The organism is Nonomuraea sp. NPDC050540, from assembly GCF_044457485.1.
Classification (GTDB): domain Bacteria; phylum Actinomycetota; class Actinomycetes; order Streptosporangiales; family Streptosporangiaceae; genus Nonomuraea.
In genome coordinates, this window is record NZ_JBITHA010000004.1 from 189067 (window position 1) to 210812 (window position 21746).

At 64.3% G+C, this 21746-nt stretch carries 24 protein-coding genes and 1 tRNA gene; 13 read left to right on the plus strand and 12 right to left on the minus strand.

Annotated elements, in window-relative coordinates; all coding sequences use genetic code 11:
* Positions 1-132: 132 nt before the first annotated feature.
* Positions 133-208, plus strand: a tRNA-Arg gene (locus tag ACIBI5_RS15475).
* Positions 209-229: 21 nt separating this feature from the next.
* Here ACIBI5_RS15475 and ACIBI5_RS15480 read toward each other — a convergent pair.
* From ACIBI5_RS15480 to ACIBI5_RS15490, 3 genes are read right to left on the minus strand one after another with little or no spacing between them, the layout of a single operon-like run.
* The gene (locus ACIBI5_RS15480; RefSeq protein ID WP_397247155.1) at positions 230-604 is read right to left on the minus strand and encodes a DUF2637 domain-containing protein; all 375 of its coding nucleotides are present in this window, start codon (positions 602-604) and stop codon (positions 230-232) included.
* 16 nt (positions 605-620) lie between these two features.
* Complete coding sequence (locus ACIBI5_RS15485) at positions 621-1934, minus strand: FtsK/SpoIIIE domain-containing protein (protein ID WP_397247157.1); 1314 nt, start codon at positions 1932-1934, stop codon at positions 621-623.
* Positions 1927-2256: a hypothetical protein gene (locus tag ACIBI5_RS15490; protein WP_397247159.1), complete on the minus strand. Its 330-nt coding sequence runs from the start codon at positions 2254-2256 to the stop codon at positions 1927-1929. The genes ACIBI5_RS15485 and ACIBI5_RS15490 overlap by 8 nt, the downstream gene beginning before the upstream one ends.
* A 96-nt stretch (positions 2257-2352) precedes the next feature.
* Here ACIBI5_RS15490 and ACIBI5_RS15495 point away from each other — a divergent pair, with 96 nt between their 5' ends.
* From ACIBI5_RS15495 to ACIBI5_RS15505, 3 genes are all read left to right on the plus strand, one after another.
* Positions 2353-2685 carry a GntR family transcriptional regulator gene (locus ACIBI5_RS15495; RefSeq protein WP_397247161.1) on the plus strand — a complete coding sequence of 111 codons (333 nt, stop codon included), beginning with the start codon at positions 2353-2355 and terminating at the stop codon, positions 2683-2685.
* A gap of 496 nt (positions 2686-3181) precedes the next feature.
* The gene (locus ACIBI5_RS15500; RefSeq protein ID WP_397247163.1) at positions 3182-3916 is read left to right on the plus strand and encodes a helix-turn-helix domain-containing protein; all 735 of its coding nucleotides are present in this window, start codon (positions 3182-3184) and stop codon (positions 3914-3916) included.
* Positions 3917-3919: 3 nt separating this feature from the next.
* Positions 3920-4396: an NUDIX hydrolase gene (locus ACIBI5_RS15505; RefSeq protein ID WP_397247165.1), complete on the plus strand. Its 477-nt coding sequence runs from the start codon at positions 3920-3922 to the stop codon at positions 4394-4396.
* On the opposite strand, the gene ACIBI5_RS15510 is transcribed toward ACIBI5_RS15505, so the two are convergent.
* From ACIBI5_RS15510 to ACIBI5_RS15530, 5 genes are all read right to left on the minus strand, one after another.
* Positions 4384-5046 carry a DUF6000 family protein gene (locus tag ACIBI5_RS15510; protein WP_397247167.1) on the minus strand — a complete coding sequence of 221 codons (663 nt, stop codon included), beginning with the start codon at positions 5044-5046 and terminating at the stop codon, positions 4384-4386. The two genes, ACIBI5_RS15505 and ACIBI5_RS15510, sit on opposite strands and share 13 nt — an antisense overlap.
* Before the next feature lie 7 nt (positions 5047-5053).
* The gene (locus ACIBI5_RS15515) at positions 5054-5614 is read right to left on the minus strand and encodes an HD domain-containing protein (protein WP_397247169.1); all 561 of its coding nucleotides are present in this window, start codon (positions 5612-5614) and stop codon (positions 5054-5056) included.
* Between the two features lie 69 nt (positions 5615-5683).
* Positions 5684-6145, minus strand: a complete 462-nt coding sequence (locus ACIBI5_RS15520; protein WP_397247171.1) for a GntR family transcriptional regulator — start codon at positions 6143-6145, stop codon at positions 5684-5686.
* Positions 6146-6150: 5 nt separating this feature from the next.
* A complete protein-coding gene (locus ACIBI5_RS15525; RefSeq protein WP_397247173.1) occupies positions 6151-6528 on the minus strand; it encodes a hypothetical protein in 378 nt (125 codons plus the stop codon).
* 569 nt (positions 6529-7097) lie between these two features.
* The gene (locus ACIBI5_RS15530) at positions 7098-7460 is read right to left on the minus strand and encodes a hypothetical protein (protein WP_397247175.1); all 363 of its coding nucleotides are present in this window, start codon (positions 7458-7460) and stop codon (positions 7098-7100) included.
* A gap of 141 nt (positions 7461-7601) precedes the next feature.
* On the opposite strand from ACIBI5_RS15530, the gene ACIBI5_RS15535 reads away from it, so the two are divergent.
* From ACIBI5_RS15535 to ACIBI5_RS15545, 3 genes are all read left to right on the plus strand, one after another.
* Complete coding sequence (locus ACIBI5_RS15535) at positions 7602-8336, plus strand: XRE family transcriptional regulator (RefSeq protein WP_397247177.1); 735 nt, start codon at positions 7602-7604, stop codon at positions 8334-8336.
* A gap of 406 nt (positions 8337-8742) precedes the next feature.
* Complete coding sequence (locus ACIBI5_RS15540) at positions 8743-11976, plus strand: NACHT domain-containing protein (protein ID WP_397247179.1); 3234 nt, start codon at positions 8743-8745, stop codon at positions 11974-11976.
* A 560-nt stretch (positions 11977-12536) separates the two neighbouring features.
* On the plus strand, positions 12537-13340 hold the full coding sequence (locus tag ACIBI5_RS15545) for a hypothetical protein (RefSeq protein WP_397247181.1): 804 nt from the start codon (positions 12537-12539) through the stop codon (positions 13338-13340).
* Positions 13341-13935: 595 nt separating this feature from the next.
* Here the strand turns inward: ACIBI5_RS15545 and ACIBI5_RS15550 are convergent.
* The gene (locus ACIBI5_RS15550; RefSeq protein WP_397247183.1) at positions 13936-15057 is read right to left on the minus strand and encodes a DUF4062 domain-containing protein; all 1122 of its coding nucleotides are present in this window, start codon (positions 15055-15057) and stop codon (positions 13936-13938) included.
* A gap of 91 nt (positions 15058-15148) precedes the next feature.
* Here ACIBI5_RS15550 and ACIBI5_RS15555 point away from each other — a divergent pair, with 91 nt between their 5' ends.
* The gene (locus ACIBI5_RS15555; RefSeq protein WP_397247185.1) at positions 15149-15601 is read left to right on the plus strand and encodes a hypothetical protein; all 453 of its coding nucleotides are present in this window, start codon (positions 15149-15151) and stop codon (positions 15599-15601) included.
* On the opposite strand, the gene ACIBI5_RS15560 is transcribed toward ACIBI5_RS15555, so the two are convergent.
* Positions 15569-15784: a hypothetical protein gene (locus ACIBI5_RS15560; RefSeq protein WP_397247187.1), complete on the minus strand. Its 216-nt coding sequence runs from the start codon at positions 15782-15784 to the stop codon at positions 15569-15571. The two genes, ACIBI5_RS15555 and ACIBI5_RS15560, sit on opposite strands and share 33 nt — an antisense overlap.
* A 468-nt stretch (positions 15785-16252) precedes the next feature.
* Here ACIBI5_RS15560 and ACIBI5_RS15565 point away from each other — a divergent pair, with 468 nt between their 5' ends.
* Complete coding sequence (locus ACIBI5_RS15565; RefSeq protein ID WP_397247189.1) at positions 16253-16606, plus strand: hypothetical protein; 354 nt, start codon at positions 16253-16255, stop codon at positions 16604-16606.
* A 315-nt stretch (positions 16607-16921) separates the two neighbouring features.
* Positions 16922-17389, plus strand: a complete 468-nt coding sequence (locus ACIBI5_RS15570; protein ID WP_397247191.1) for a tetratricopeptide repeat protein — start codon at positions 16922-16924, stop codon at positions 17387-17389.
* 146 nt (positions 17390-17535) lie between these two features.
* On the opposite strand, the gene ACIBI5_RS15575 is transcribed toward ACIBI5_RS15570, so the two are convergent.
* Positions 17536-17931 (minus strand): hypothetical protein, encoded by a 396-nt coding sequence (locus ACIBI5_RS15575; protein WP_397247193.1) that lies wholly within the window; start codon positions 17929-17931, stop codon positions 17536-17538.
* An 84-nt stretch (positions 17932-18015) separates the two neighbouring features.
* Positions 18016-19305 (minus strand): TIGR04013 family B12-binding domain/radical SAM domain-containing protein, encoded by a 1290-nt coding sequence (locus tag ACIBI5_RS15580; protein ID WP_397247195.1) that lies wholly within the window; start codon positions 19303-19305, stop codon positions 18016-18018.
* Between the two features lie 55 nt (positions 19306-19360).
* On the opposite strand from ACIBI5_RS15580, the gene ACIBI5_RS15585 reads away from it, so the two are divergent.
* The 3 genes from ACIBI5_RS15585 to ACIBI5_RS15595 all read left to right on the plus strand — a co-directional run bounded on the left by ACIBI5_RS15585 (position 19361) and on the right by ACIBI5_RS15595 (position 21741).
* Entirely contained in the window at positions 19361-20122 is a 762-nt protein-coding gene (locus ACIBI5_RS15585) for a MerR family transcriptional regulator (protein WP_397247197.1), read from the plus strand.
* 442 nt (positions 20123-20564) lie between these two features.
* Positions 20565-20945 carry a hypothetical protein gene (locus tag ACIBI5_RS15590; protein WP_397247199.1) on the plus strand — a complete coding sequence of 127 codons (381 nt, stop codon included), beginning with the start codon at positions 20565-20567 and terminating at the stop codon, positions 20943-20945.
* A 259-nt stretch (positions 20946-21204) separates the two neighbouring features.
* Positions 21205-21741 carry a hypothetical protein gene (locus tag ACIBI5_RS15595; protein ID WP_397247201.1) on the plus strand — a complete coding sequence of 179 codons (537 nt, stop codon included), beginning with the start codon at positions 21205-21207 and terminating at the stop codon, positions 21739-21741.
* Positions 21742-21746: the final 5 nt, after the last annotated feature.

Genomic DNA, 21746 nt, shown 5'->3' on the forward strand with positions numbered 1-21746 from the left:
TCACTCTCGCTCGCCCCTTCCCTCCTTCGCCCGGCCAACCTGTGGATACACACTTCGATGTATCCACAGGGCAGAATCGACCATCCGGTTCTGGGCACCCCGCTGGGTCCGCTATGCTTTCTTACGAAGCAGGCGGCCGTAGCTCAATGGATAGAGCATCTGACTACGGATCAGAAGGTTGGGGTTTCGAGTACCTCCGGCCGCACCACAGCTCAAAGGCCCTCCGGGATCATCCCTGAGGGCCTTTTTCGATCTTGTACAGCTGGGTTGTACAGCTACGGGGTCTGCAGGCTGTCGTTGAGCTTGTCGAGCGCCTTGCGGGTCTCTGGGGATGGGACCTGAGGTTGGCGGCCAGGCTCAGGACGAGGGTGGGCCAGGAGGCGGGGCCGCGCCGTACACGGTGATGGTGTTTGTCGCGTTGGCGTTCGCGGGCGGCCATGACGCAGGTGAGGTCGACGCAGATGGCGACGGCCCAGGACATCCAGCCGGGTTGGCCGTGTTCGGTGGCGGTGTCGCGGATGTGGGTGAACGATCCGGCGCCGGCGATGGCGGCCAGGACGATGATGGGTCCGGTGTCGAGGAGCCAGGTGGCCAGGCGTCGCATCGTTGTGTCCCCCCTTTCAGGCGGCGATCGGGTGGCGGGTGAGGTCGGTCCAGGACGGGGTCAGGTGGGCGTGCTGCTTGGCGGCCTGTTCGACGGTGTGCTCGTCGATGAGGTACGAGCGGGCGCGGTACCAGTGGCCGTCTTGTCCGGCGACGATGGCGACGCCGGGTTGTTCGGCGGGGATGGCGCGGGCCGAGACGAGGGCGGCGGGGTCGAGGTCGCCGAGGGTCATGGTGGCGGTTTCCGGGTCGTTGACGCGGTGACATATGCGGCCTGAGCACTGGGCTCTGAGCGCTGTCACTCCGGGGCCGAGGTCGGAGCCGATGCGCTGGCCGCAGCAGAACAGGTAGAGGCCGAAGGCGCGGCCGAGCTGGGCTATGCGGAGGAGGGCTGTCGAGGTGGCGGCGATCTCGTTCTTTTCGGATTTGTCGGCCATCAGGTACAGCTCGGCGATCTCGTCTATGAAGATCACGATGGGGGTCGGGCGTTCTGTGGGTGGGAGTTGCCAGATGTTGCGGGCTCCTGCGGTACGGCACCGCCCCATGCGGGCGATCATCAGGGCGATGAGGTCAGTGAGCAGGTCGGTGGATTCGGCTCGGCTGGTAGCGAGGGCGGACAGGCGGGACGCGTAGGGGGTGAATTCGACGCCGCCTTTCAGGTCGAAGCCGATCAGGGCGACGGGTTGCGGGGCGAGGCCCGCGAGGACGGCGTTGGCGAGGTTGGATTTGCCGGATTGGGTGGCGCCGGCGGTGAGCCAGTGGGGGACGGTGCGGAAGTCGATGGTCCAGGGCTGGCCGGTTTCGAGGCAGCCGACGGTGACCTTGAGGAGGTCGTCTGAGGCGGGGAGTTGGTCGATCGTTGCCAGGGGGTCGGTCAGGGTGACGTGGAGGACGATTCGGCCGGGACGGGGTGAGGAGACGCGGACCGCGTGGACGCCCCAGGAGCGGGCTAACGCCTCTGCGGCTTCTGAGTAGTTGGTGGGGGTCTGGCCCTCCAGGGTGTGGAGGGTGACGCGCCAGCCGTACCGCGTGGGGAGCGGGAGCCAGATGAACGGTTTGGTGTCTACGGCGACGCGCTGGAAACGGCGCTTGACCTTGACGATGCCGGTGGAGGCTATGGCGCCGGGGACCGTTGTGAACCACCACTGGTGGCGCTTCTTCGTCAGGCCGCAGCCGAGGGCTACGCGGCGCCAGGTGAGGCGGACGTTCAGGGCGGTGAGGGGGTAGCCGATGATCCACCAGAAGGAGCGGGGGTGGAGGGCTCGCCAGGCCCAGAGGATGCCGGTTGCGGCCGAGATGGCGACCAGGGTGAGGGTGAAGGTGTCAGGCATGGATGGCCTCGATCGTTGAGGCCTTGTAGCTGATGCCCCAGCGGGTCTGGCCGCCCTGGGCGATCTCCCAGACGTAGCCGAGCAGGTCGCGCGGGGTGACGTCCTGGCCCTGGGTGATGGCGGGTTCGCCGGTGGTGTTGACCTTGACCAGTTCGATGCGGCCGAGGGTGTCCTCTGCCATGAGGATCGTCTCGTAGAGCGTGTTGCCTTCCTTGTCGGTCTTGATCTGGCCGGTGTCCTTGCTGGCGAGGCGGGGGCGTGGGGCTTTGGCGCAGGTGAAGGTCAGGCGGGTGGTGTCTACGGGGATCGGGATGGTGCGCATTCGGTACCTCCTTATCCGTCGTAGCCAACATAGTTAACCTAGTTGGCTCGGTTGTCAACGTTGGCGTGGGTGACTTGGTGTGGTGAGATTGGGGCGATGGTCAAGCACACCGGGCGGCCGGGGTATCTACAGATCGCCGATGATCTGCGGGAGCAGATTCGCGGTGGCGCTCTTGCGCCTGGGGCGCCGTTGCCTTCTACGGCTCAGCTCGCCGAGCAGTACGACGCTTCGCTGTCCGTGGTGAAGATGGCGGTCGGGTTGCTGCGGAACGAGGGGCTTGTCATCGGGCAGCAGGGGAAGGGCGTTTACGTCCGGGATCTCGACTCGGTGCCGGCTGTGGATTTGGCGGCTGAGGTCAGCGAGTTGCGTAGTGCGGTGCGAGATCTAGGGGAACGTCTCGCTCGGGTAGAGAAGAAGCTGCGGAGTTAGCGCCTCTGGCGTAGCAGCCGGTGACCATGCGGGTCATCGAGTTGGCCGCGGTCGCTGGTCGGTGGCGGAGGCTCATAGCCTTGTCTTCGCGGCGAATGTTGATGACCAGGGTGGCGAAGCCGTACGCGAGTGCTATGCCGATGACTGCGGCGGCGATCAGTGGGATCCAGGTCATGGCTGAGGCTCCTTACGAGGGTTTCGGGGTGGGCGGTTCTTGCGGCGGGCGGCTCGGCGCTGGTTCGCGGCTTGTCTTCTGTGCCAGCGCTCGCGGTTGCGGCATTTGGTGCAGAGCGTCTGGCCCTCTTCGAGGGCGGCTTCGCATGCGCAGGTCTGGGGATCGTTCATAGGCATTCCTCCTTCGGTTGCGGGCTTGCCGGGCTTGTGCAACCGAGGATGCGCCGGGTGATCGGGACGGGATCACTACACGACGGGACATGTTCAAGACGTCCCGCTTACGATGGCCAGGTCCCCGGACGTCCCCATGCGGGCAGGTGAGATGGCGAACGAGCGACTGCGGGCGGCGCTGCTGGCCAAGGGTGTGGGCGTGGGTGATCTGGCTGAGGCGATTCAGGTCGATCCGAAAACCGTGGAGCGGTGGGTCACCAAAGATCGCGAGCCCTATCGGAAGCATCGTTATGCTGCGGCTTCTTACCTTGGGGTGGATGAGAGCTATCTCTGGCCCAAGGCGTTGTCGCGGGAGCAGGTCGCCTCGGCGTCCGAGAGCGAGATCATCACCGTGTATCCGCACCGCTGGGCCGTACCGAGGGACGCTTGGGGACATCTCTTCGAGAAGGCGTCCCAGGAGATCGGGATCCTGGTCTACAGCGGGACGTTCATCCATGACGACAAGGGGCTGATGCGACTGCTGGCCGATCGGGCGGGGGCCGGGGTGCGGGTTCGGATCTTGCTGGGTGAGCCGGACAGTGCCGAGGTCGCTCAGCGTGGGATCGACGAGAACATCGGTGACGCGATGCGCGATCGGTGCAAGCAGGCCATCACGTACTTCCGCAATCTGGTGCCCGGGGCTGAGATTCGGCTGCATCGGACTGTGCTGTACAACTCGATCTTCCGCGGGGACGATCAGCTTCTCGTCAACACTCACGCGTACGGCCAGCCCGCCGGCGACGCGCCCGTTCTGCATCTGCGTCGGGTGGCCGGTGGGGACATGGTGGGGCTGTACCTGGGGAGTTTCGAGAAGACGTGGGACGGGGCGGTCCCGCTAGAGTCCTGATCCATGGCTACGCGGATCGACTACTTCGACGACCCCGACGCGCCCGCGGCCAACAGCCTGGTGCCGTCCGTGAACGTCATGGTCACCAATGCCGAGGGCGCGCTGTTGATGATCCGGCGCAGCGACAACGACAACTGGGCCGTCCCCGGTGGGGCCATTGATCTTGGGGAGTCGATTCCGGACGCCGCGATCAGGGAGACACTGGAGGAGACCGGGATCACCTGCGAGATCACCGGCCTGTCAGGGACCTACAGCGATCCGCGGCACGTGATCCTCTACACCTCTAATGGTGAGGCTCGGCAGGAGTTCTCCCTCGTGCTCACCGGCCGCGCCGTCACCGGAACGCCCACGCCGAGTGACGAGTCGCGCGAGGTTCGATGGGTGCCGCGGGACCAGGTGATGGAGTTGCCGATGGACCGGTCGATGCGCATGCGCATCGAGCACTTCCTGTCGACAAAGTCTTCCCCCTATATCGGATGATCTTGCTCTTCCATGAAGCGCCGGCGATGCGGCAGCCATTGCCGCAGGCTCTTGGTCATGCATGCGTCGGCGAACGAGCACTGCACATCCATCAACGCCTTGGATTCGGCCGGGTCCACGTCGGACACCGCCGACTCTTCCCACAACCCGCCGGGTTGAAGGAACCGGGCGGCATGTTCTGTGCCTAGGCGCTGGTCGAGGTGAAGGAGCGCGCCGATCGCGTCCGTCTGGTCGTAGCGGCAGTCCACCTGCGGGAGGTAGTGATCCAGGTAGGCGACGAGGATCTCGGCATCGCGCTCCTCGGCGAAACGCGCCAGCGCGAAACAATAGGCGCCCCCGGCGTAGACGGCCTTACTCTCCAGGAGCAACCGGCCGAGCTGCTCGCGAAACTGAGTTCGGCGGTCGAGGCCGATCAGCCACGCGGCCGTGTACCTGGATCGCCATTCGAAGCCGAGCAGAAACCTGGGATCGTCATCCGAGATCCGCCGCGCGTCTCTGGCCAGCAGGCGCCCGAAGCGGACCAGCTTCCGATCTCGTAGCAGCATGTACGAGCCCATGAGCTGGAGATACCGCCGCCGGCTTCCCCGGCCCGTCGCCACGTAGCGCCTGACGAAGAGCGACTGTCTGAGCGACAGCTCGGCGAATCCCATGGGTGCATCATGCTCGGGAAGCCATCGCGAACTCCACAGCCCGGACAGCAGCCGTGATACAAGGCGTCGAGGCGGTGATGGAGCGGCTGACGAGATGCTCTGGGCCGTAGCGTGAATGGATCTCGGTGAGGCGTTCCTCGACGTCGAGGTGTTGGCCGTCCGGTCCCGTGGTCATGTCGCTATAGGTCAGCGCATCCATCAGATGCGGGCGCTCTGTGCTGAACTCGTTGGTGAGCGCGTCATACAACGAGCGCTCAAGGGCTTCATTCACGGCGCAGGAGTGATGGGCGACCAGCCGGCACAGGGTCTCGTCGGCCTGGTGGACATCACGGAGGTATCGGGCGCCGTCGAGAGGGTGGAAGCCGGTGTCCACAAGCTGTGGAGAGTATCCGATGTCGTGGAGGTAGGCCGCGGCCACGAGGGTGTCCGCGTCGGTGCCCAGGATCGGGGCGAGCGTCTCGGCGCGCTGGCCGACGCCTCGCGTGTGTGCCCATCTGCGCGGCAGGGGCTCTTCCAGCAATCGTTTGGCCAGGTCATAGGCCCACGCAACTTGTCCCACGCGGTTCACGATAGGCAGTGAACCCCTGCCGCGGGCTAGAGGAAGAGGTGGGACGTCCCGGGACGTCCCACCTGGAAGTCACTTCGGCTGGATGAATCGCCCCCTCCCCTGTTGTGCGTGGATAAGACCTTCCTGCTCCAGTACGGCCAGCGCACGCCGTACCGTGTTGCGCGACGCCGAGTACCGGCGCCGGAGGGTGCGTTCGCTGGGCACCTCAGCCAGTTCACCCCGCTTGATCGCGTCCCGGAGGTCGCCGGCGATGACCTCATAGCGGTACGCCGTGCTCTCGTCGCGGCCGCCGGTCACCACGCGGCCCTTGGAGGGGACTGTGATGATCAGGCCCTCGCTCTCCAGGATCGCCAGGCCGCGCCGTACCGTGTTGCGCGCGACCCGAAACTCGCGCCCAAGCTCAGCTTCGGACGGCAGGACGCTGTCCACCGGGTAGACGCCTGTGGTGATGCGGGTCCGCAGGCGTGCGGCGAGTTGGGGGAAGACGCGCTTGCCGGTGAGCCATGGCCGGTCTTCGTCGGCTGTGGGCATCGACGCTATGGGTTCGGGTCGGTGAGGGCCGCGTCCCATGCGTCCGGGGGAATCGGTGGGAGCGTGGTCTGGTAGCGGAGGAACACGTTGGCCTCTTCGAGGGTGGTGCCTTCGCCGGCCCAGGTTCGGATCTTGTGCTGCGATTCGGGCGAAAGCCAGAGGTCGTGAGCATGCTGAGCCGGGCCTGCGGGGATGTGGATGGGGGTCTCGGCTTTGGCCATGTCCCAGGCGGCATCGGGGATGGTGGGGATCTTGAGCAGGACCAGGGCGGCGTTGACTTCACGGTGAGCCGTACCCGTGCGGAGCAGGAACCTGATGTGGCACTGCCAATCGTCGCTGTACCAGACGTCCGGGAAGGTGGCCGATTCGATGTCGGGGAACATCACCTTGCGCTGGGTTGCGTAAATGTCCATGGGTTTCCGATCTCGGCGCTGGTTGGATGGTGGGGCCTCCGGATGGAGTACCAGGCGATACCCGGAGGCCCCACTTGACCCCTGGCCTGGGCCTTGCCAGGGGGTGAGCGACCGCCGCAGAGATCGCGGTCGCGCGGATTCGCCCCCGCTTCGGGGAGGAGGTGACCGAAGCGGGGTGCGCACGCTCCTCCCGCAGCAGAGGTACGCGTGCGCGTTCCCCCGCTACGCCGCTGCGTCCGTACTCCTCTTGGCAGGCGAGACGGCGTAACCCGGGAAGGGTGTGTAGATCTGGGGGTTGGGCGGCTTCAGGTGCCTCTTCGCCTGGAGGTGGAGCTCGAACGGCAGGGCGGGGAAGCAGGTGCCGCAGATGAGGTCACCGCACTGGTTGAGACAGTGGCGCAGGCCGCACCAGTGGGTGGCTTCACATCGATGCAGGCTCGCGCTGTCGGTGGGGTCGCCCAGGCAGATCGGAGGGCAGGATGTGAGCTCTTGGTCCGGACCCCATGCCGGCGGGATGAACGGGACCATCGGATAGATCGTCACTGCGGAACCGCCGCCCGGAGGTCGGCGACCTCGGGCAGGGGACGGCCGTGGGTGGGGTGCTGAGCCCGAAGCTCGTCGTAACGGGTGACGAGCTTGGCCGCCGCGGTGCTCGGGTCGTCGGCGGGGGCGTGGTCCCAGATTGGGGTTGCGCCGTTCGCGCCGGTGATCCAGGAAAAGAGCAGGCCATCGCAACTGACGAGCAAGCCACCCCAGAGCGACACCCAGGCCCGGCCCTGGAAGAACGGCTGTAGGTCAGCGTCAACGCCACGGGCGGCGAGCTCGGCGACAAGGAGCCGGGCGGCATCGTGCGGAAGGACCCGGCGGCCAGCGTATTCAGGGGCTTCATCTGTCGCGCTCATGTTCAGGCCCTTCGGTGGCGGATGTCGTGCGAACGAGCTTCGTTCGCGGCCATCGACATCGGCACCGCGTCTGTGGGACGTCTAGGGACGTCTTGTGTTACCGTCCGCGTAGGAGCCTGCTGCGTGGGAGGGAACGTCCCCGTGAATGACTACCTGCGTGCGGCCATGGCCCACGCCCGGTTGCAACCGCTCGACCTCGCATCCCGCCTCGGCGTCGACCCCAAAACCGTCAGCCGCTGGCTACACGGCCGCATCCCCTACCCACGCCACCGCGCAGCCGTAGCCGACTGCCTCCAGGTCGACGAAGCCGACCTCTGGCCCGAAGCCGCCGGCGCCCACCGGATGATCAACCACGAGGTCCGCGCCGTCTACCCGCACCGCTGGGCCGTTCCACATGCGGCATGGCGGCACCTCTTCGCCGCGGCCACGAGAAGGATCGACATCCTCACCTACAGCGGTCTGTTCCTCGCCGAGGACGCAGGACTCATGAATCTGATCGCCGAGCGCGGCCGGGCCGGAGTGCAGCTCCGCATCCTCCTGGGTGATCCCGACAGCCCCGAGGTCGCCGCACGAGGCTCAGACGAGGGAATCGGCGCCAACATCATGGCCGCCCGCGTCCGCAACGCCCTCACCCTGTTCAGCCCTATCCGAGAGGTACCGAGCGCCGGCATTCGCCTCCACCGCACTGTGCTCTACAACTCGATCTACCGAGCCGACGACAACCTCTTCGTCAACGCCCACGCCTACGGAACGAAAGCACCAGACGCACCCGTCATCCACCTTCACCACGCTGGCCAGTACGGCACCGCAGCCGTCTACCTCAGCGGCCTCGAACGCATCTGGAGCCGAGCGAGCCCTGTCCAGAGAACGAGTTGAGCCTGCAACCCAAATATCTCTACGTCTATCAAGGCCGCCCGCCTGCGGCGGCCGGCGCGCGTCGGGGCGGTCGCTGGCCGTGCTGCGGCTCTTCGGCCGGTCGCGGCCAGCGCCGCCCACGCGCCACTCGAACAGCGACATCTAAAACGATCATGACGACCTGCATGAAGCGGACTCACCGCGGCATGAAGGGTCCAGATTCCACACCTGAAGGCATCAAAGACTCTCTGCGCCGAGTCGCCTTCAGTCCATCGCGAGACGATACCCACACATCAGCCTCTTCAGCTAGATGCGCTGACCTCGATGGACCCTACGCCCCAAATTAGCAGGTCCAGATCATGGGTTTCGGATATGTGGTTATCGCATCTTTCGTCCTGATTGCAAGTGATGCCCTACCCTGTGTCAGGTGTCGTCTGCACTCGTGATTGCAAGGTCGATTATTCAACCGATTGTGCGAGCAATTCTCATCAATAGAGAGAATGAGCGCTTGCGCACGAAAGCACTATCACACCTCATAAATGTTCGCATCGCTGATGACTTTAAGAAGCGTGCTCTTAAAAGAGAGATTCAGGCAGCTACAGACTCTGTTGCGCAGCGAATAGAGCCCTTGCTTGATTATGAGTGGAGCGGTCTAACTGACGGCGACAAAAGCGCGGTGGCTTTTGCAGTCGCTGAAACATTCCAAGCCGTCGAGCTCACCGATACTGCGCTCTTTGATGACGATGTTGACGCCAGGCTTCTCGAAAGGAGAATCAAGGAACAGGCTCAGGAGAGCTCCGTCTTAGCGGGATTGGGAGAGCCCGCTAGAGCCCTGTTTTTTAGAGTGACGAGTGAATGTTGCGCCCTATATATTCAACTGATTGTTCATGTAGCCCCCTTTAAGGCTCGTGCGATTGCGGAACTTCTTGCGCGGTCAACCTCGCTTGCTCGTCGAGTTGAACTTGTTCTAGAGCGGATCCCTGCGCGTTCAATCGACGCCCCCGACGGAGCTGAGCACGATGCGGAGTTTACCAATCGGTACATGACTCATATCAGCACCATGCTCGACGAACTTGAGCTGTTTGGTGTCGATATCCATCGCTATCGCCTTAGCACTAGTTTGAGTGTCGCCTATATACCTCTTCGTGTGACATCAAATCCGATCACACACCGGCACACATCAACCGGCTGGGGAAGAGGAAAACTTCAATCTGGCGAGGTGGATTCAGAATCACCATCATTCCAAATCGAGAGGATTCTTCGCCTCAGTCAGCGGACCCTAATTAGGGGTGAGGCAGGCTCTGGCAAGACGACTCTAATAGCCTGGCTAGCCGTGAGCGCCTCAAGATCATCTCTCAGTCTCGATTTGGGTGAGTGGAATGCATGCGTTCCATATATCGTTAGGCTTCGCAGCTTCGTCGGTGAGCCACTCCCACGGCCAGAGGCGTTTATACACGAGATTGCTGCACCACTCGTCGAACTTATGCCGACTGGATGGGCGCATCGTATTCTCGCCACGGGACGAGCAGTGCTTCTAGTGGATGGAGTGGACGAACTGCCGTCTGGAGAACGTCCGCGGGTACGAAAATGGCTAAAGGCGCTATTGCAACAGTTCCCAGAAGTCAAGGTAGTTGTAACCGCACGACCATCCGCGGCAAAGCATCGATGGTTAGAAGATCTCAACTTTGGGTCTGCAATCCTTGATCGCATGGGGCCGTCCGAGGTTCGGGCGCTAATCGCACATTGGCATGAAGCTATCTCAGCATCCGGAAACTCCCCATGTGACACACGCGAACTGATTCAGCATGAACGCATGCTGGTATCGGCATTAGACACCGCTCCGCATCTGCAAGCGCTGGCCACCAGCCCATTGCTTTGTGCAATGCTGTGTGCTCTCAATCTTGATCGCCATAGCTCTTTGCCACCAGATAGGATGGGGATCTATCGGGCGGCGCTTGAAATGCTTCTTGAGCGTCGAGACGTGGAGCGCGGTGTTATTGTCGATGCAGTCCCATATCTGGATATCGATTCGAAGCTGCAGATACTTCAGTATCTTGCGTGGCGTATGTCGCTGAACGGCAGAACCGAGCTAGATTCCGAGACAGCTATTCGGCAGATATCTGAACGAGTTAAGATGCTTGCCTTGCCAGAAGAAGATCCAAAATCCATCCTCGAATATCTCACCAACAGAAGTAGTGTAGTGCGTGAGGTAGCTCCCAGCAGGATTAGCTTTGTGCATCGAACCTTTCAAGAGTATTTGACTGCGCGCGAGGCAGCAGAACAAGGTGACGTAGGGCTTCTGGTTGACAAGGCCCACCTCGATACGTGGCGAGAAACTGTGGTGATGGCGGCGGGGCACGGCAATCTTCCTACCCGCACGGCACTAGTCGAAGGGATATTGCATCGAGCTGAACGAGAGCAACGCTACGCTCGACGCTTGCGTCTGCTTGCAGCTGCATGTGTTGAGACTGCTGGTCCCATCGCGCCGGAATTGCGTTCTAGGGTGGAGAGCCATGTGCGTGCTCTCGTTCCTCCGCGCACGATTACAGAGGTCCAGTCTCTTATTTCGGCCGGCCCCTCAATAATCCATCTAATGCCGGACAGTATTACTGGGCTTTCGGTGCCAGTCTCTCGTGCCACAATTGCCGCTGTCGCGCTTGTTGGAGGGGTAGATGCGCTCAATAGGTTAGCCATGTATTCGAAAGATCCGCGTTCAGCAATCGTCGCTGCACTAATAGATCAGGCCAAATACTTCGATCCACAGGAGTATGGCGAAAAAGTCCTCAAGAATGTTGAATTTCGTGAATCATTCTTTATGATTACAGATCGTGCAGTTGCAAGCGCTATTCGATTTCTTAATGGGGCGACACGAAACCTCGTGGCGATTCAGAGAGTGCAACTCCATGATGTGGTCGATATCGCAGCAGATATAGAGGGCCTGCCACACATCGAGGCGCTATGGCTAGAGGGCAGATTCAGGGACTTGGCGCCGGTAGCCGAGCTCGCGCCGCACTTGAAATCACTGACCCTTTGGTCCGCAGCGCGCATCAACTCGTTTTCTCCGGTGTCTGTACTGAACAATCTAGATCAGCTGGCTATCGGCAGTGGTGGCATGTTCGAAGATATCCAATTTGTATCCACATTGAATCAACTCCGCGAACTTTGGGTATACCAGCTATCCTCTGTTTCCAGCCTTGAACCTCTGAGTGGGATGGAGCATCTCGAGACTCTAAGGCTTGGCGATCTCCAGCAATCCAGCATGCTGCGAGTAGTCCGCGACATTCCGAAGCTTCGGAGCCTGTATCTTGTTCGGACACCCACCGTGGTCGAGGTATCTCGATATGCTGGGGAAATCGAGCATATTGAAGATATGCACATATGGGCGGACAGCTGGCTTGAGAATCTTTCACCTCTGCGTGACCTCTGCGGCCTAAAGAGGCTTGACATTGTATCCGTCACCCTGAACGACCTTAATGGTCTGCAAGAGAGCTGCGGACTGCAGGCAATCAGTCTCGATTGTCCGCGTATAACTGACCTGTCCCCGCTCTTGCGCCTGCCGATGCTGTCGACCGTGCGGCTGAATCGACCGGTCGAGGAGTGGGAGATTAATGTATTTAATGAGGCTAAGATTGATCTCACAATGAAGTCTAAATGGGATTAAAGCGAGTGCCTTTGAGTTGCCGCGCCGCTACGTAGGTAGTCGCGTACCGTGGAATCTGCCGCACCGCTTCCGGTGCTCGGGCCTGGCGGCCCTGCGCTCCGGGTCGGCTTGCCACCGGATGACATGGCGACCATGGTCAGTGGGTGACGCGAGACATGCGCGGGATGATCAAAGTTGCCGTTCGAGATCATCACTGTGTTTCAGCAGGTCAATGTATGTATTAACGTGGCTCCGCCCTCCCTCTCCTAATGCGGGTGTCGAAGGCTCTGCCGCGCGGCTTCCGTTCCTCGGGCCTGGGGCCCTGCGGTACGGGTCCACTTGCCACCGGATGGCGGAACTGCTCGCCGGCCGGATGCGGCGGACAGCGTCACCGCCGTGCGTGATCACATCCCACCAACCCCTGTCTCACGTCTGACCTGTGCGCTGGCCCTCTGACTTGAGGCATGCATCTCCCTCATTGTGAAGTGCTTCGGCGTGGCCTCTCACCGGTCCTGCTCCAGACGAAGTGTGATCACCATGAGATCTGTCGCTGCGAGGATCTGTGCGTGATGAGGCGACGTATGGTGGCGGCAGTTCTGTTGATAGCCGCATCTATGGTGACTGTGGGGCCTGCCGCGCGGGCCGATGCCGTCGTGGATCCGGTTGATGCCATTCAGCGCCAACTCGTTCCGGGCCATGGGGTGAAGATCGTTCAGCGTTCTTGGATGCGCATGCTCGGCGAGTGGTCTGCGACCAAGCCGGTGCGCGGGGTCGTCGGATTCGGCAAGGGCAAGATTGTCGCGACGGACCTGAGGGACTTCAACTCGGCACCTGATGGCACGCGCAACATCTGCATTGGCAAGCGCGGCTACCAGTTGTACGCCGAGCCCGACCTTGACCGTCCGCTGCCGCCAGGCAAGACCTGGGTGACCTACGAATGGCCGTGCCGGCTCGTGCTGAAGTCCGGTTTCCATCTCAGCCTGAGCGATCCGGCCACGCTGAGGGCAGTCCTGGCCACCACCGTGCGCCAGCGGCCCGCCGGGGTCTATGACGGCGTGCCCACAACCCTCCACGAGGGGAGCATCACTTTTGCCCAGCTTCACAAAGTGAATCCGGGCATGCGCATCGGCTTCCGCAACATCCCGCCTACCGGCAAGTACGCCTCCTGGAAGGTGTCCTGGCGGTTGTGGATCGGCCGTGACCAACTCGTCCGCAGGGCGTGGAGCACCTGGCGGGACCCGAACGACAGCCGCGGCAGGACCGCCAACGAGGAGCCGTATCACGTCTTCGCTGCGGACCTCCGGTTGTCACACTGGGGGATGAAGGTGGACATCCAACCGCCACCCGCAGATGAGACGGTGGCGTCGAAGGACTTGGTCGACTGACTCGCCCTGCGCCGGAAGGCAGCCGCCTGCTTCCACCCTCAGGACGCAATGCCCTTCAGGCTGGAATGGATGACCTCAGCTGTACAGCACGGAGATACAGCAACGCCGCCTCTCAGACGCTCATCACTCCGTACCCCTTCACACACCTGACCAGCGGAATGACCTCTGTACTGCTGCACCGCCGTTGTCTACGGATCAGAAGGTTGGGGTTTCGAGTACCTCCGGCCGCACCACAGCTCAAAGGCCCTCCGGGATCATCCCAGAGGGCCTTTTTCGATCTTGTATGGCTGCGGGGTCTGTCGTCTGGATGTGGCGGAGGATCCACGTCGCCACGCGCGGGTGCACGCCGAGGGCGGCCAGCAGCGACGCGCAGGTACGCGGATGTGCGGGACGTCTGCCCTGTTGCACCGGACGCCGAAGGCGCGCTTCAGGTTGCGGCTTCGTGGGTGTGCCGTGCCTGGGGGTGAAGACGAGGTCGGACTCCCATCTCTGATGACGGGCAAAGGCCGCCTGCCATGAGGCGCGGCACTTGAGGAGGCCGGAGAAGGAGGTTCACCAGGCGGAGCGACTTGCTGGATCAGGGAACTACGGATGACTACGTCGGTAGCCGGCCAAACAGTGCTCGGGATAGGACGCTGCCGACTTCGTGAGCTCCACTATCCAAAGCTGCCAGGCTGACGGATTCGTCCGGTTCCGTCTGATACATGCCAACCGAACGGCCAATGCCCAACGGGTGAGCACGGGTTCGCGAGCGATGCGGGTCAAAGGTATCGACGCTGATGCGTCCGTCCGACGGCACGCCGGCGGCCACGACGACACGTCCTTGCTGGATAAGGCCCAACGCTCCTGTAAAGCGCAGCATCTCAGCGAGCTGCTCCGGTAGCGCTTTGGGATCCAGAATTGAGCCCATCTGGTCTCGGGGGAGGGTTGATCGAACTGAGACCTGCCCCGTCTTATGCAACCGAACTTCCCTGATTCTTCCGTTCTGAGGTTTGTCCCCTGCGCGCCGCTGATCGTTATCGGTACTGACGGCCGCATGATCCTGGGATCTGAGAAGATTGAGCGCCTGGCTGGTCTCGATATATTCGGCCCCGCGAACCCGACGCACCAGCGAATCAACGAGTCGGTCCATCTCGCGAACCGAGTATCCAGGGTGATCCATGGGTAGCGTGTGTAGTTCGAGAAGGGGTTCTTGGATGCTCCTGAATGAATTTACTCCGCCGTCATCTGCGATCCAGATCAGAGGAGGCTGCTGAGTCAATCTTCTGAATTCTAGGGGAGATGGTTGTGAATCCAGCTCGTGCAAGCATTTGACGATCTTGGTCTGAAGCTCCATGCTGCTGGAGAAGGAGTCCCGAAACACACCCGTCCCGTACGCCTCCACGATGCGCATGAATTCGTGCTGATCGGGCTCGAGTCTCACACCGTTCTTACGGAAGACCAGTCGTGGTTTCCCCAGGCGTTGCGCGTGTATCCATTCATCGTGCGTGGCCGACCGTCCAGTTTCCAGGAACACATGGCCATAGTGGGCACCCATAAGAAACAGACAGACATCTGCGGACTCCAGGGCGGCCAGACACGCTTCTCTGCTCGGAGTGGTCTGGGCTGAGAAGTCTTCGAAGCGCACTGGGATATGGCCCAGCGCGGTGATCAAGCCGGGGATGGAGTCGCGTTCTTCCTCCAAGCCCTTCCGTACGCTGCTGATAAAGGCTCTCACGATATGATGTCTCCACTGGTCGAGGTTTCACTTTGTGAACCGTGGCGGTTCGTGCGGCAGATGGTATCCGGATGCAGATGAGGCGGAGTCAATGGCCGAGATCTCGGATGAAGCGATACGCGCCTACTGGAAGGAACATCGGGAACAGTTACGCCAGTGTGAGACCCAGCGCTCGACGCTCAGCAACCTTCTGATGGTAATCACGGCCGCCTTGAGCGCTCTGATCGTTCAGCAGCGCTTCTCGCTGTACGTCCTGCCCTTGTGTGTCTTTATCTCGATGGCCGGCCTGTACGGCGCCGTCGCCGTCTCAAAGTACTACGAGCGAGCTTCCTACCACCTGTCTCAGGCGCGTGCTTTGACCAAAGACCTCGCGGAGCGTGGGGTACTGGGCACGGATGAGAGGTTGGTACAAGCGCGCGCTGATCACTACCGTGCCTTTCCCCGGATGCATCGCATTCGCCTTCATCGGCTGTGGGCGGTCCTGCACTTCGCCATCGGGCTCTATGGGCTGTCACTGTTGCTGATATGTGCGGTTGTGGCGTGACCGGGGCGTGACGTGGCCATCGATGCTCTGGCTGAACCCGGAGATCGGCCCCATCGCATCTTCACCTACGCGCATCAATGTGCGCAGCGCATGGGAAAGTGCTGACTTGTCCAGTTTGTCGAGTTTGACCAGCGACAAGTCACTCGTATCGACTAGGCCTGGCTCAGCCTGCTCATCGCTCATTGAAGCCCTTTTACGATCCGGAACTCTGTCGGCAAGAGGATAACCATAGTGATACGGCAAATGAGTCCTGGGAGCTGGAAAGGCTCAGCCTCCATTATCGGGTGGACGGTCCCCGCCTCGGAGGCGTGAAGTCAGGTTAACGGCCGGCTGGGCGGATTCCCGAGGTCTGGGGCAGGATCCCGCCGCGTAACGTCACCTTCACCGGTCGGTCCATCCTGCTGGAGCGGTTGCACGCGGGCCTGTCCACCGAGGTGACCGCCGTGGTCCCGCACGCCCTGCACGGACTGGGCGGCGTGGGCAAGACACAACTCGCGGTCGAGTACGCCCACCGGTTCCGGTCCGATTACAACGTGGTCTGGTGGGTTCCGGCAGAGCAGCCCGTCCTGGTCAAGTCGTCGATAGCAGGCCTGGCGCCACATCTGGAGCTGCAGGCCGAGCAGGAGCGGGGCCGAGGACGCGGCGGACGCGGTGTTCGACGCATTGCGGCGCGGCGAGCCGTACGACCGATGGCTGTTGGTCTTCGACAACGCCGACCAGCCGGAGGAGATCAGCGACCTCATCCCGCGCGGGCCCGGCCAGGTGATCATCACCTCGCGGAACCACCAATGGCAGGGCATCGTCGACACCGTGGAGTTCCTGTCCAGGCGGGCTTCGCTGTCCGACAGTGACGCGGACCGCTTGGCGGAGCAGCTCGGTGATCTTCCCCTCGCCCTGGAACAGGCGGGTCGAGACCGGCTTCCCGCGGGGAACTGGACGAACGGCTGCAGTCCCAGCACGTCACCGCGTTCGGCGATCAGGCGCCGACGACCCTGCGAATCATGAACAAGCTTGGCTGTCGACTATGGACTGAACGGCGACTACGAGGCTGCCAGGACCTTGCACGAGGTCGTGCTCCGAAACAGCGTCGGAAGCGGATCTGCGAGACCGACATGCTCAACAGCTGGAACGGCCTGGCCAAGGCCGTCCGGCTGACCGGTGACTCGCGCGGCGCGATGGACCTTGGCTAGGACGCCTACGCCTACGGGGTGCAGGAGCTCGGCGCCGAGCACCCGCGGACGCCGCGCCCGGCCCGCGATCTGTCGATCGCCAAGCGCAGGGCGGGCGACTTCGACGGATCGCTTGAGCTCGCCAAAGGACGTGCATGCCCGCTTACGGCGCAGCATGGGCGACCACCACCCGGAGACCGCCACGGTGGCCGGCAACCTGTCCAACGTGCTGCGCGCGATCGGCGACATCGCCGCGGCCTACGCGATCGCCGAGCAGGCGGTCGCGATGTACGAGGCCGTCTACGGCGAGAGCCACCCCTACGTGTACGGCTGCGCGACCAACCTCGCGATCCTGCAGCGGCTGCGCGGCGACCCCGAGGCGGCCAAGCGCTCGAACGAACGGGCGTTGACCGGCCTCGACCGGTGCCTCGGACGTGACCACCACTATGCCCTGACCCGCGCCATCAACCTGGCCGGCGATCATGCCGCGCTGGGCGAGCACGAAGGGGCCGCGGCCCCTGGGCATGGAGACCATGACCAGGCTGCGGAGGATCCTCACGCGCGAGTACCCGCTGCTGCTCCTCGACACACGCGTCTCCGGCCGGACGGAGGAGGGTGACACGCTGCACGCCGAGACCCAGCGCGGCTATGCCGAGGGCATGGGCGCCGATCACCCGGACGCCCAGCTCGCCTTGGCGCAGGACACGCGAATGGACTGCGACTTCGACCTGCCGCCCATCTGATCCGGTCCGGCCTGAGTGCCTCCTACGGCCTTGGCGAAGTCGCAATGACCGTGGGGTCGTTCCTGCCGCGTTCCGGGCCGGGGCACGTGCTCATCACCTCGCGCGAGCCCGCCTGGGACGAGGTCGCGGTGCCCATCGAGGTGGGTGTGTTCGAGCGGGAAGACAGTGGCCCTTCCGCGGCCTCCCGCCACCGGTAGAACTCGGTGAGCTCGGCCGGACCCTGCTCGTGGCGGCGCTGTCTGCGCCGGAATCCGCTGACGCGCCCCTGGAAGAGACCGCCCCACGGGCGGGGATCATTGCGCCAGGGCGCGTAGTAGCGGGACGGCAGCAGGAGACCGCCGGCCTCCGTGGGCAGCTCGACCTCGAAGTCCGCGCCGGAACGGATCGCGGTGGCGGAGTGCCCGCCGGACCCCCTCACCCGCGCGTGGTAGGTCCGCCAGGCCCAGGCACCACGTTGGACGCATCGCTATCGCCGCTGCTCGTCGCGTGTGAAGCACGTCCGTCAGGTACGGCGGCGCGGTGTTCTTCGCGGGTACGACTTGGCCGTCTCCGCCAGGCGGGTGGCGTGCTCGGCCTGCCTGCGCCAGTGGCCGTAGGCGTCGCCGCGCTGGGCCAGGCGGTCGAGCTCGGTCATCGTGGAGACCGGGATGAACGCGGGCTCGGCGTCGCGCCACGGCGTGCCGGGCAGCGGCATGAACGTGTGCGTGTGGATGCGGGCGCCCATCGCGGCGAGGTCCGCGGCCAGCTTCAGGGAGTCGGACTGGTCGGCCGCCGACTCGCCCGGCATGCCGAAGATGAAGTCGACGTTGGGGCGGAAGCCGTACTCCATGGCGATCCGCACGGCGGCGCGCACGGGCTCCACGCCGTGGCCGCGGCCGGAGGCGTCGAGGACGCGGTCGGAGCCCGACTGGGCGCCGATGATGATGTTGTCGTTGGCCACGTACCGCTTCAGCAGGCGCATCGCCTCGGGCGTCACGTGCTCGGGGCGGATCTCGGAGGGGAAGCTGCCGAAGAAGACGCGGCCGTGGGCCGGTAGCTCGGAGCGGACGCCGTCCAGGAGCTCTTCGACGCGGTTCAGATCGGGGTCCGGGCCGGGCGAGCCGTACGAGAGGGAGGTGGGGGTGATGAAGCGCACGTCCTTCAGGCCGTGCGCGGTCATCAGCCGGACGTGCTCGCGCACCGACTCCACGGAGCGGTGGCGGAACTGCGCGCCGAACATGAAGGGCGTCTGGCAGAAGCGGCAGGTGTAGCGGCAGCCGCGGGTGATCTCGACGGGGCCGAAGTTGCGGCGCCGGTCGGGGAAGGACGGGTAGGCGTCCAGCGGGAGCTGCGGGGCCGGGCGGGTGCGCAGCGCCACGCCGTCGTGGTCGCGCAGGGCCAGGCCGGGGACCTCGCGCAGCGGAGTGTCCGCGCGCAGCGCCGCCACCAGCGCCACGATCGTGGACTCGCCCTCGCCGATCGCGGCCAGGTCCCAGCCGGCGTCGATGACCTGCTGGGGTTCGGCGGTGGCGTGGACGCCGCCGGCGATGTGCAGGGCGCGCGGGTCGTCGCCGAGCGCGCGTACCTCCGCGAGCTCGGCGGCCATCGCCTCGGCGTCGGGGGAGTAGAACGACCACAGGACCAGCACCCGCTCGCCGCCGCTCGCGGCGACCAGCGCCGCCGTCTCCGCCGCGGTCGCGCCGAAGTGGATCTCGCACTCCGCGCCCGCGCGCTCGAGCGCGGCCAGCAGCGCGTGCACGCCGTAGGTCACCGCCTTGCGGTAACGCACGACCACGCTCACTCGGTACGGCATGCGGGACAGGCTACGCGTTTGACCCTCACGTAGCGTGAGGCCGCAGACTTCTGCCATGAGTTACTCGGTCGGCCAGGTCGCCAGGCTCGCCGGTGTCACCGTGCGCGCGCTCCACCACTACGACGAGATCGGGCTGCTCAGCCCGGGTGAGCGCACGGCGGCAGGGTACCGCGGGTACACCGAGCCCGACCTGGACCGGCTCCAGCAGGTGCTGTTCTACCGCGAGCTCGGGTTCCCCCTGGAGGAGATCGCGGTCATCCTCGACCGGCCGGACGCGAGCGCGATGACGCACCTGCGGCGCCAGCACGAACTGCTCGTACGGCGCATCGACCGGCTCAAGAACTTGACCGCGGCCATCGAGAAGGAGATGGAGGCACGGACGATGGGCATCAACCTGACGCCAGAGGAGCGTTTCGAGGTGTTCGGGGACTTCCGCCCCGAGGACCACGCCGAGGAGGCGGAGCGGCGCTGGGGAGGCGGCACGGCGTACGAGCAGTCCCGCACGCGCATGGCGAACATGACGAAGGCCGACTGGGTGAGGTTCACCGAGGAGGGCGGGGCCGTGGCACAGGCTCTGGCCGAGGCGTACGAGGCGGGCGCGCCCGCCGACGGCCCGCGGGCCATGGACCTGGCCGAGGAACACCGGCAGTACCTGACCCGCTGGTGCTACGACTGCACCTTCGAGATCCACCGCGGGCTCGGCGACATGTACGTGGCCGACCCCCGGTTCGCGGCCAACTACGAGCCGCTGGCCGAGGGGCTGACCCAGTACATCAGGGACGCCATTCACGCCAACGCGGCCCGGCACGGGCACTAGAAGCGGCCGGAACCCTTGTCCGACCTGTGACAACGGCTGCTCTGGCGCTTGGCGTGTGCCACGGTGTGCCGGCCGAGGTCACCGCTCGGTCGCTTACGGCGGTTCCAACGAAAATCGCAGGTAGCCTGGCGTGGCGGGCATGTTGACCTGGCAGAACGCCGCGCGAGGCGTCAGGCTCCCCCTCCCCGCACCTCCCGACCGACTCGAGACCTGTGTTCAAGGCACCCGGCAGACGATCAGCCGGCTGCTCCACCAACCCCAGGGGCGGGCCAGGAGTCGGCATCTGGACCGACGTGACCCACTACCGTTCCTGGATCACCGACACCATCAGGGCACACAGCGCCTCCTGAGGCGGGCGCAGGCCGAGGAGCGGTGTACGGGTCATCCGGAGGGGGTTCACGGTCGAAGTAGGTGATGTCAACTCCTCGACAGGAAGATGAACATGACCGAGACACTCATGAAGATCCCCGTCTCCACTCCGCTCACCACCGAAGACGCGCAGCGCATCGTGGACCAGATCTGCGCGGACGACGAACTGGCGTGGCAGGTGGCGGCCGAGCTCGACCGTGACCCGCGGCTCCTGCTCGCCAGGCTGTTCAAGCTCAACCCCGCCCAGCAGGGCGGGTTGCTGCGGATCAAGCTGGAGCGCGCCCGGTCCACCTTCGCCGTGGTCGCCCGCGCGCTGCGCGAGGGCGATCCGGTGGTCGTGCGCGTCAACCAGGCCGCCGCGGTCACCTCAGCGTTCAAATGCTCCATCAGCGCCTCGATGGAGATGAGCCTGACCGGCGGTGGAACGGTCCTCGTTGAGGCTTCCATCTCCTAGCGGAGGCCTTTCTCGCTGACCTTCGGCTGAGCAGAACTCGTACCCGGGCGGCTAGCACCGGGTACGAGCACTAGCTGGGCTTCCGCCGGCGTCGACTTCACGGCCGCGGGTTGGACAGCCCCCACCGGTGGCGGACGTGCGGATGGGACGCTTGCCGCCGGCGTTCTCGGCTGTGACCGCTGGAGCGCGAAGGTGACAGGTTCGTGGCGATTGACGCGATCGACGGGATTCGGTGCGAGCCGGTGGCGACAGTGGCAGTGTGAGCACCGAATCGGGGGCCGATCAGGCGGAGCTGATGCGCGCCGGGGTACGAGCCCGGGTGGCGCGGCTGGTCAGGGCGGCGGGCAGCGGCGCGCGGCGCTGGTCTCCGCCGGCGCTTCTCGCGATGTTGTCGGCGGGCGCGTTCGGGCCGCTGCTGCTCTCGGGCGCGGGCGGCGCGGCGGTGGCTTCGGCCGCCGTCGGTGCGCTGACCGCGGTCGGCGGCAACGTGCTGACCGACGTGATCAAGGCGGCGGTGGCTCGGCTGGGGGAGACCGGCACGTCCGAGGATCTGGAGGACGAGCTGGAACGCCAGATCCAGTTGGTCCTGCGGGCCGATGGAGAGCCTGCCGCGCGACTGCGTGCGGAGATCGCCCGGATCCTGGGGCCCGCCGGCGCGGTGCGGGCGGCTCTGGAGGAGGCGATCGCGAGCGGCGATCGGGAACTGCAGGCCCGGCTGACCGCGGGCCTGGCCGAACTGGGCGAAGAGTTCGCCGAGTTCAGGTTCGTGCTGATCGATCTGGGCGCTCAGCTATGAGCCCT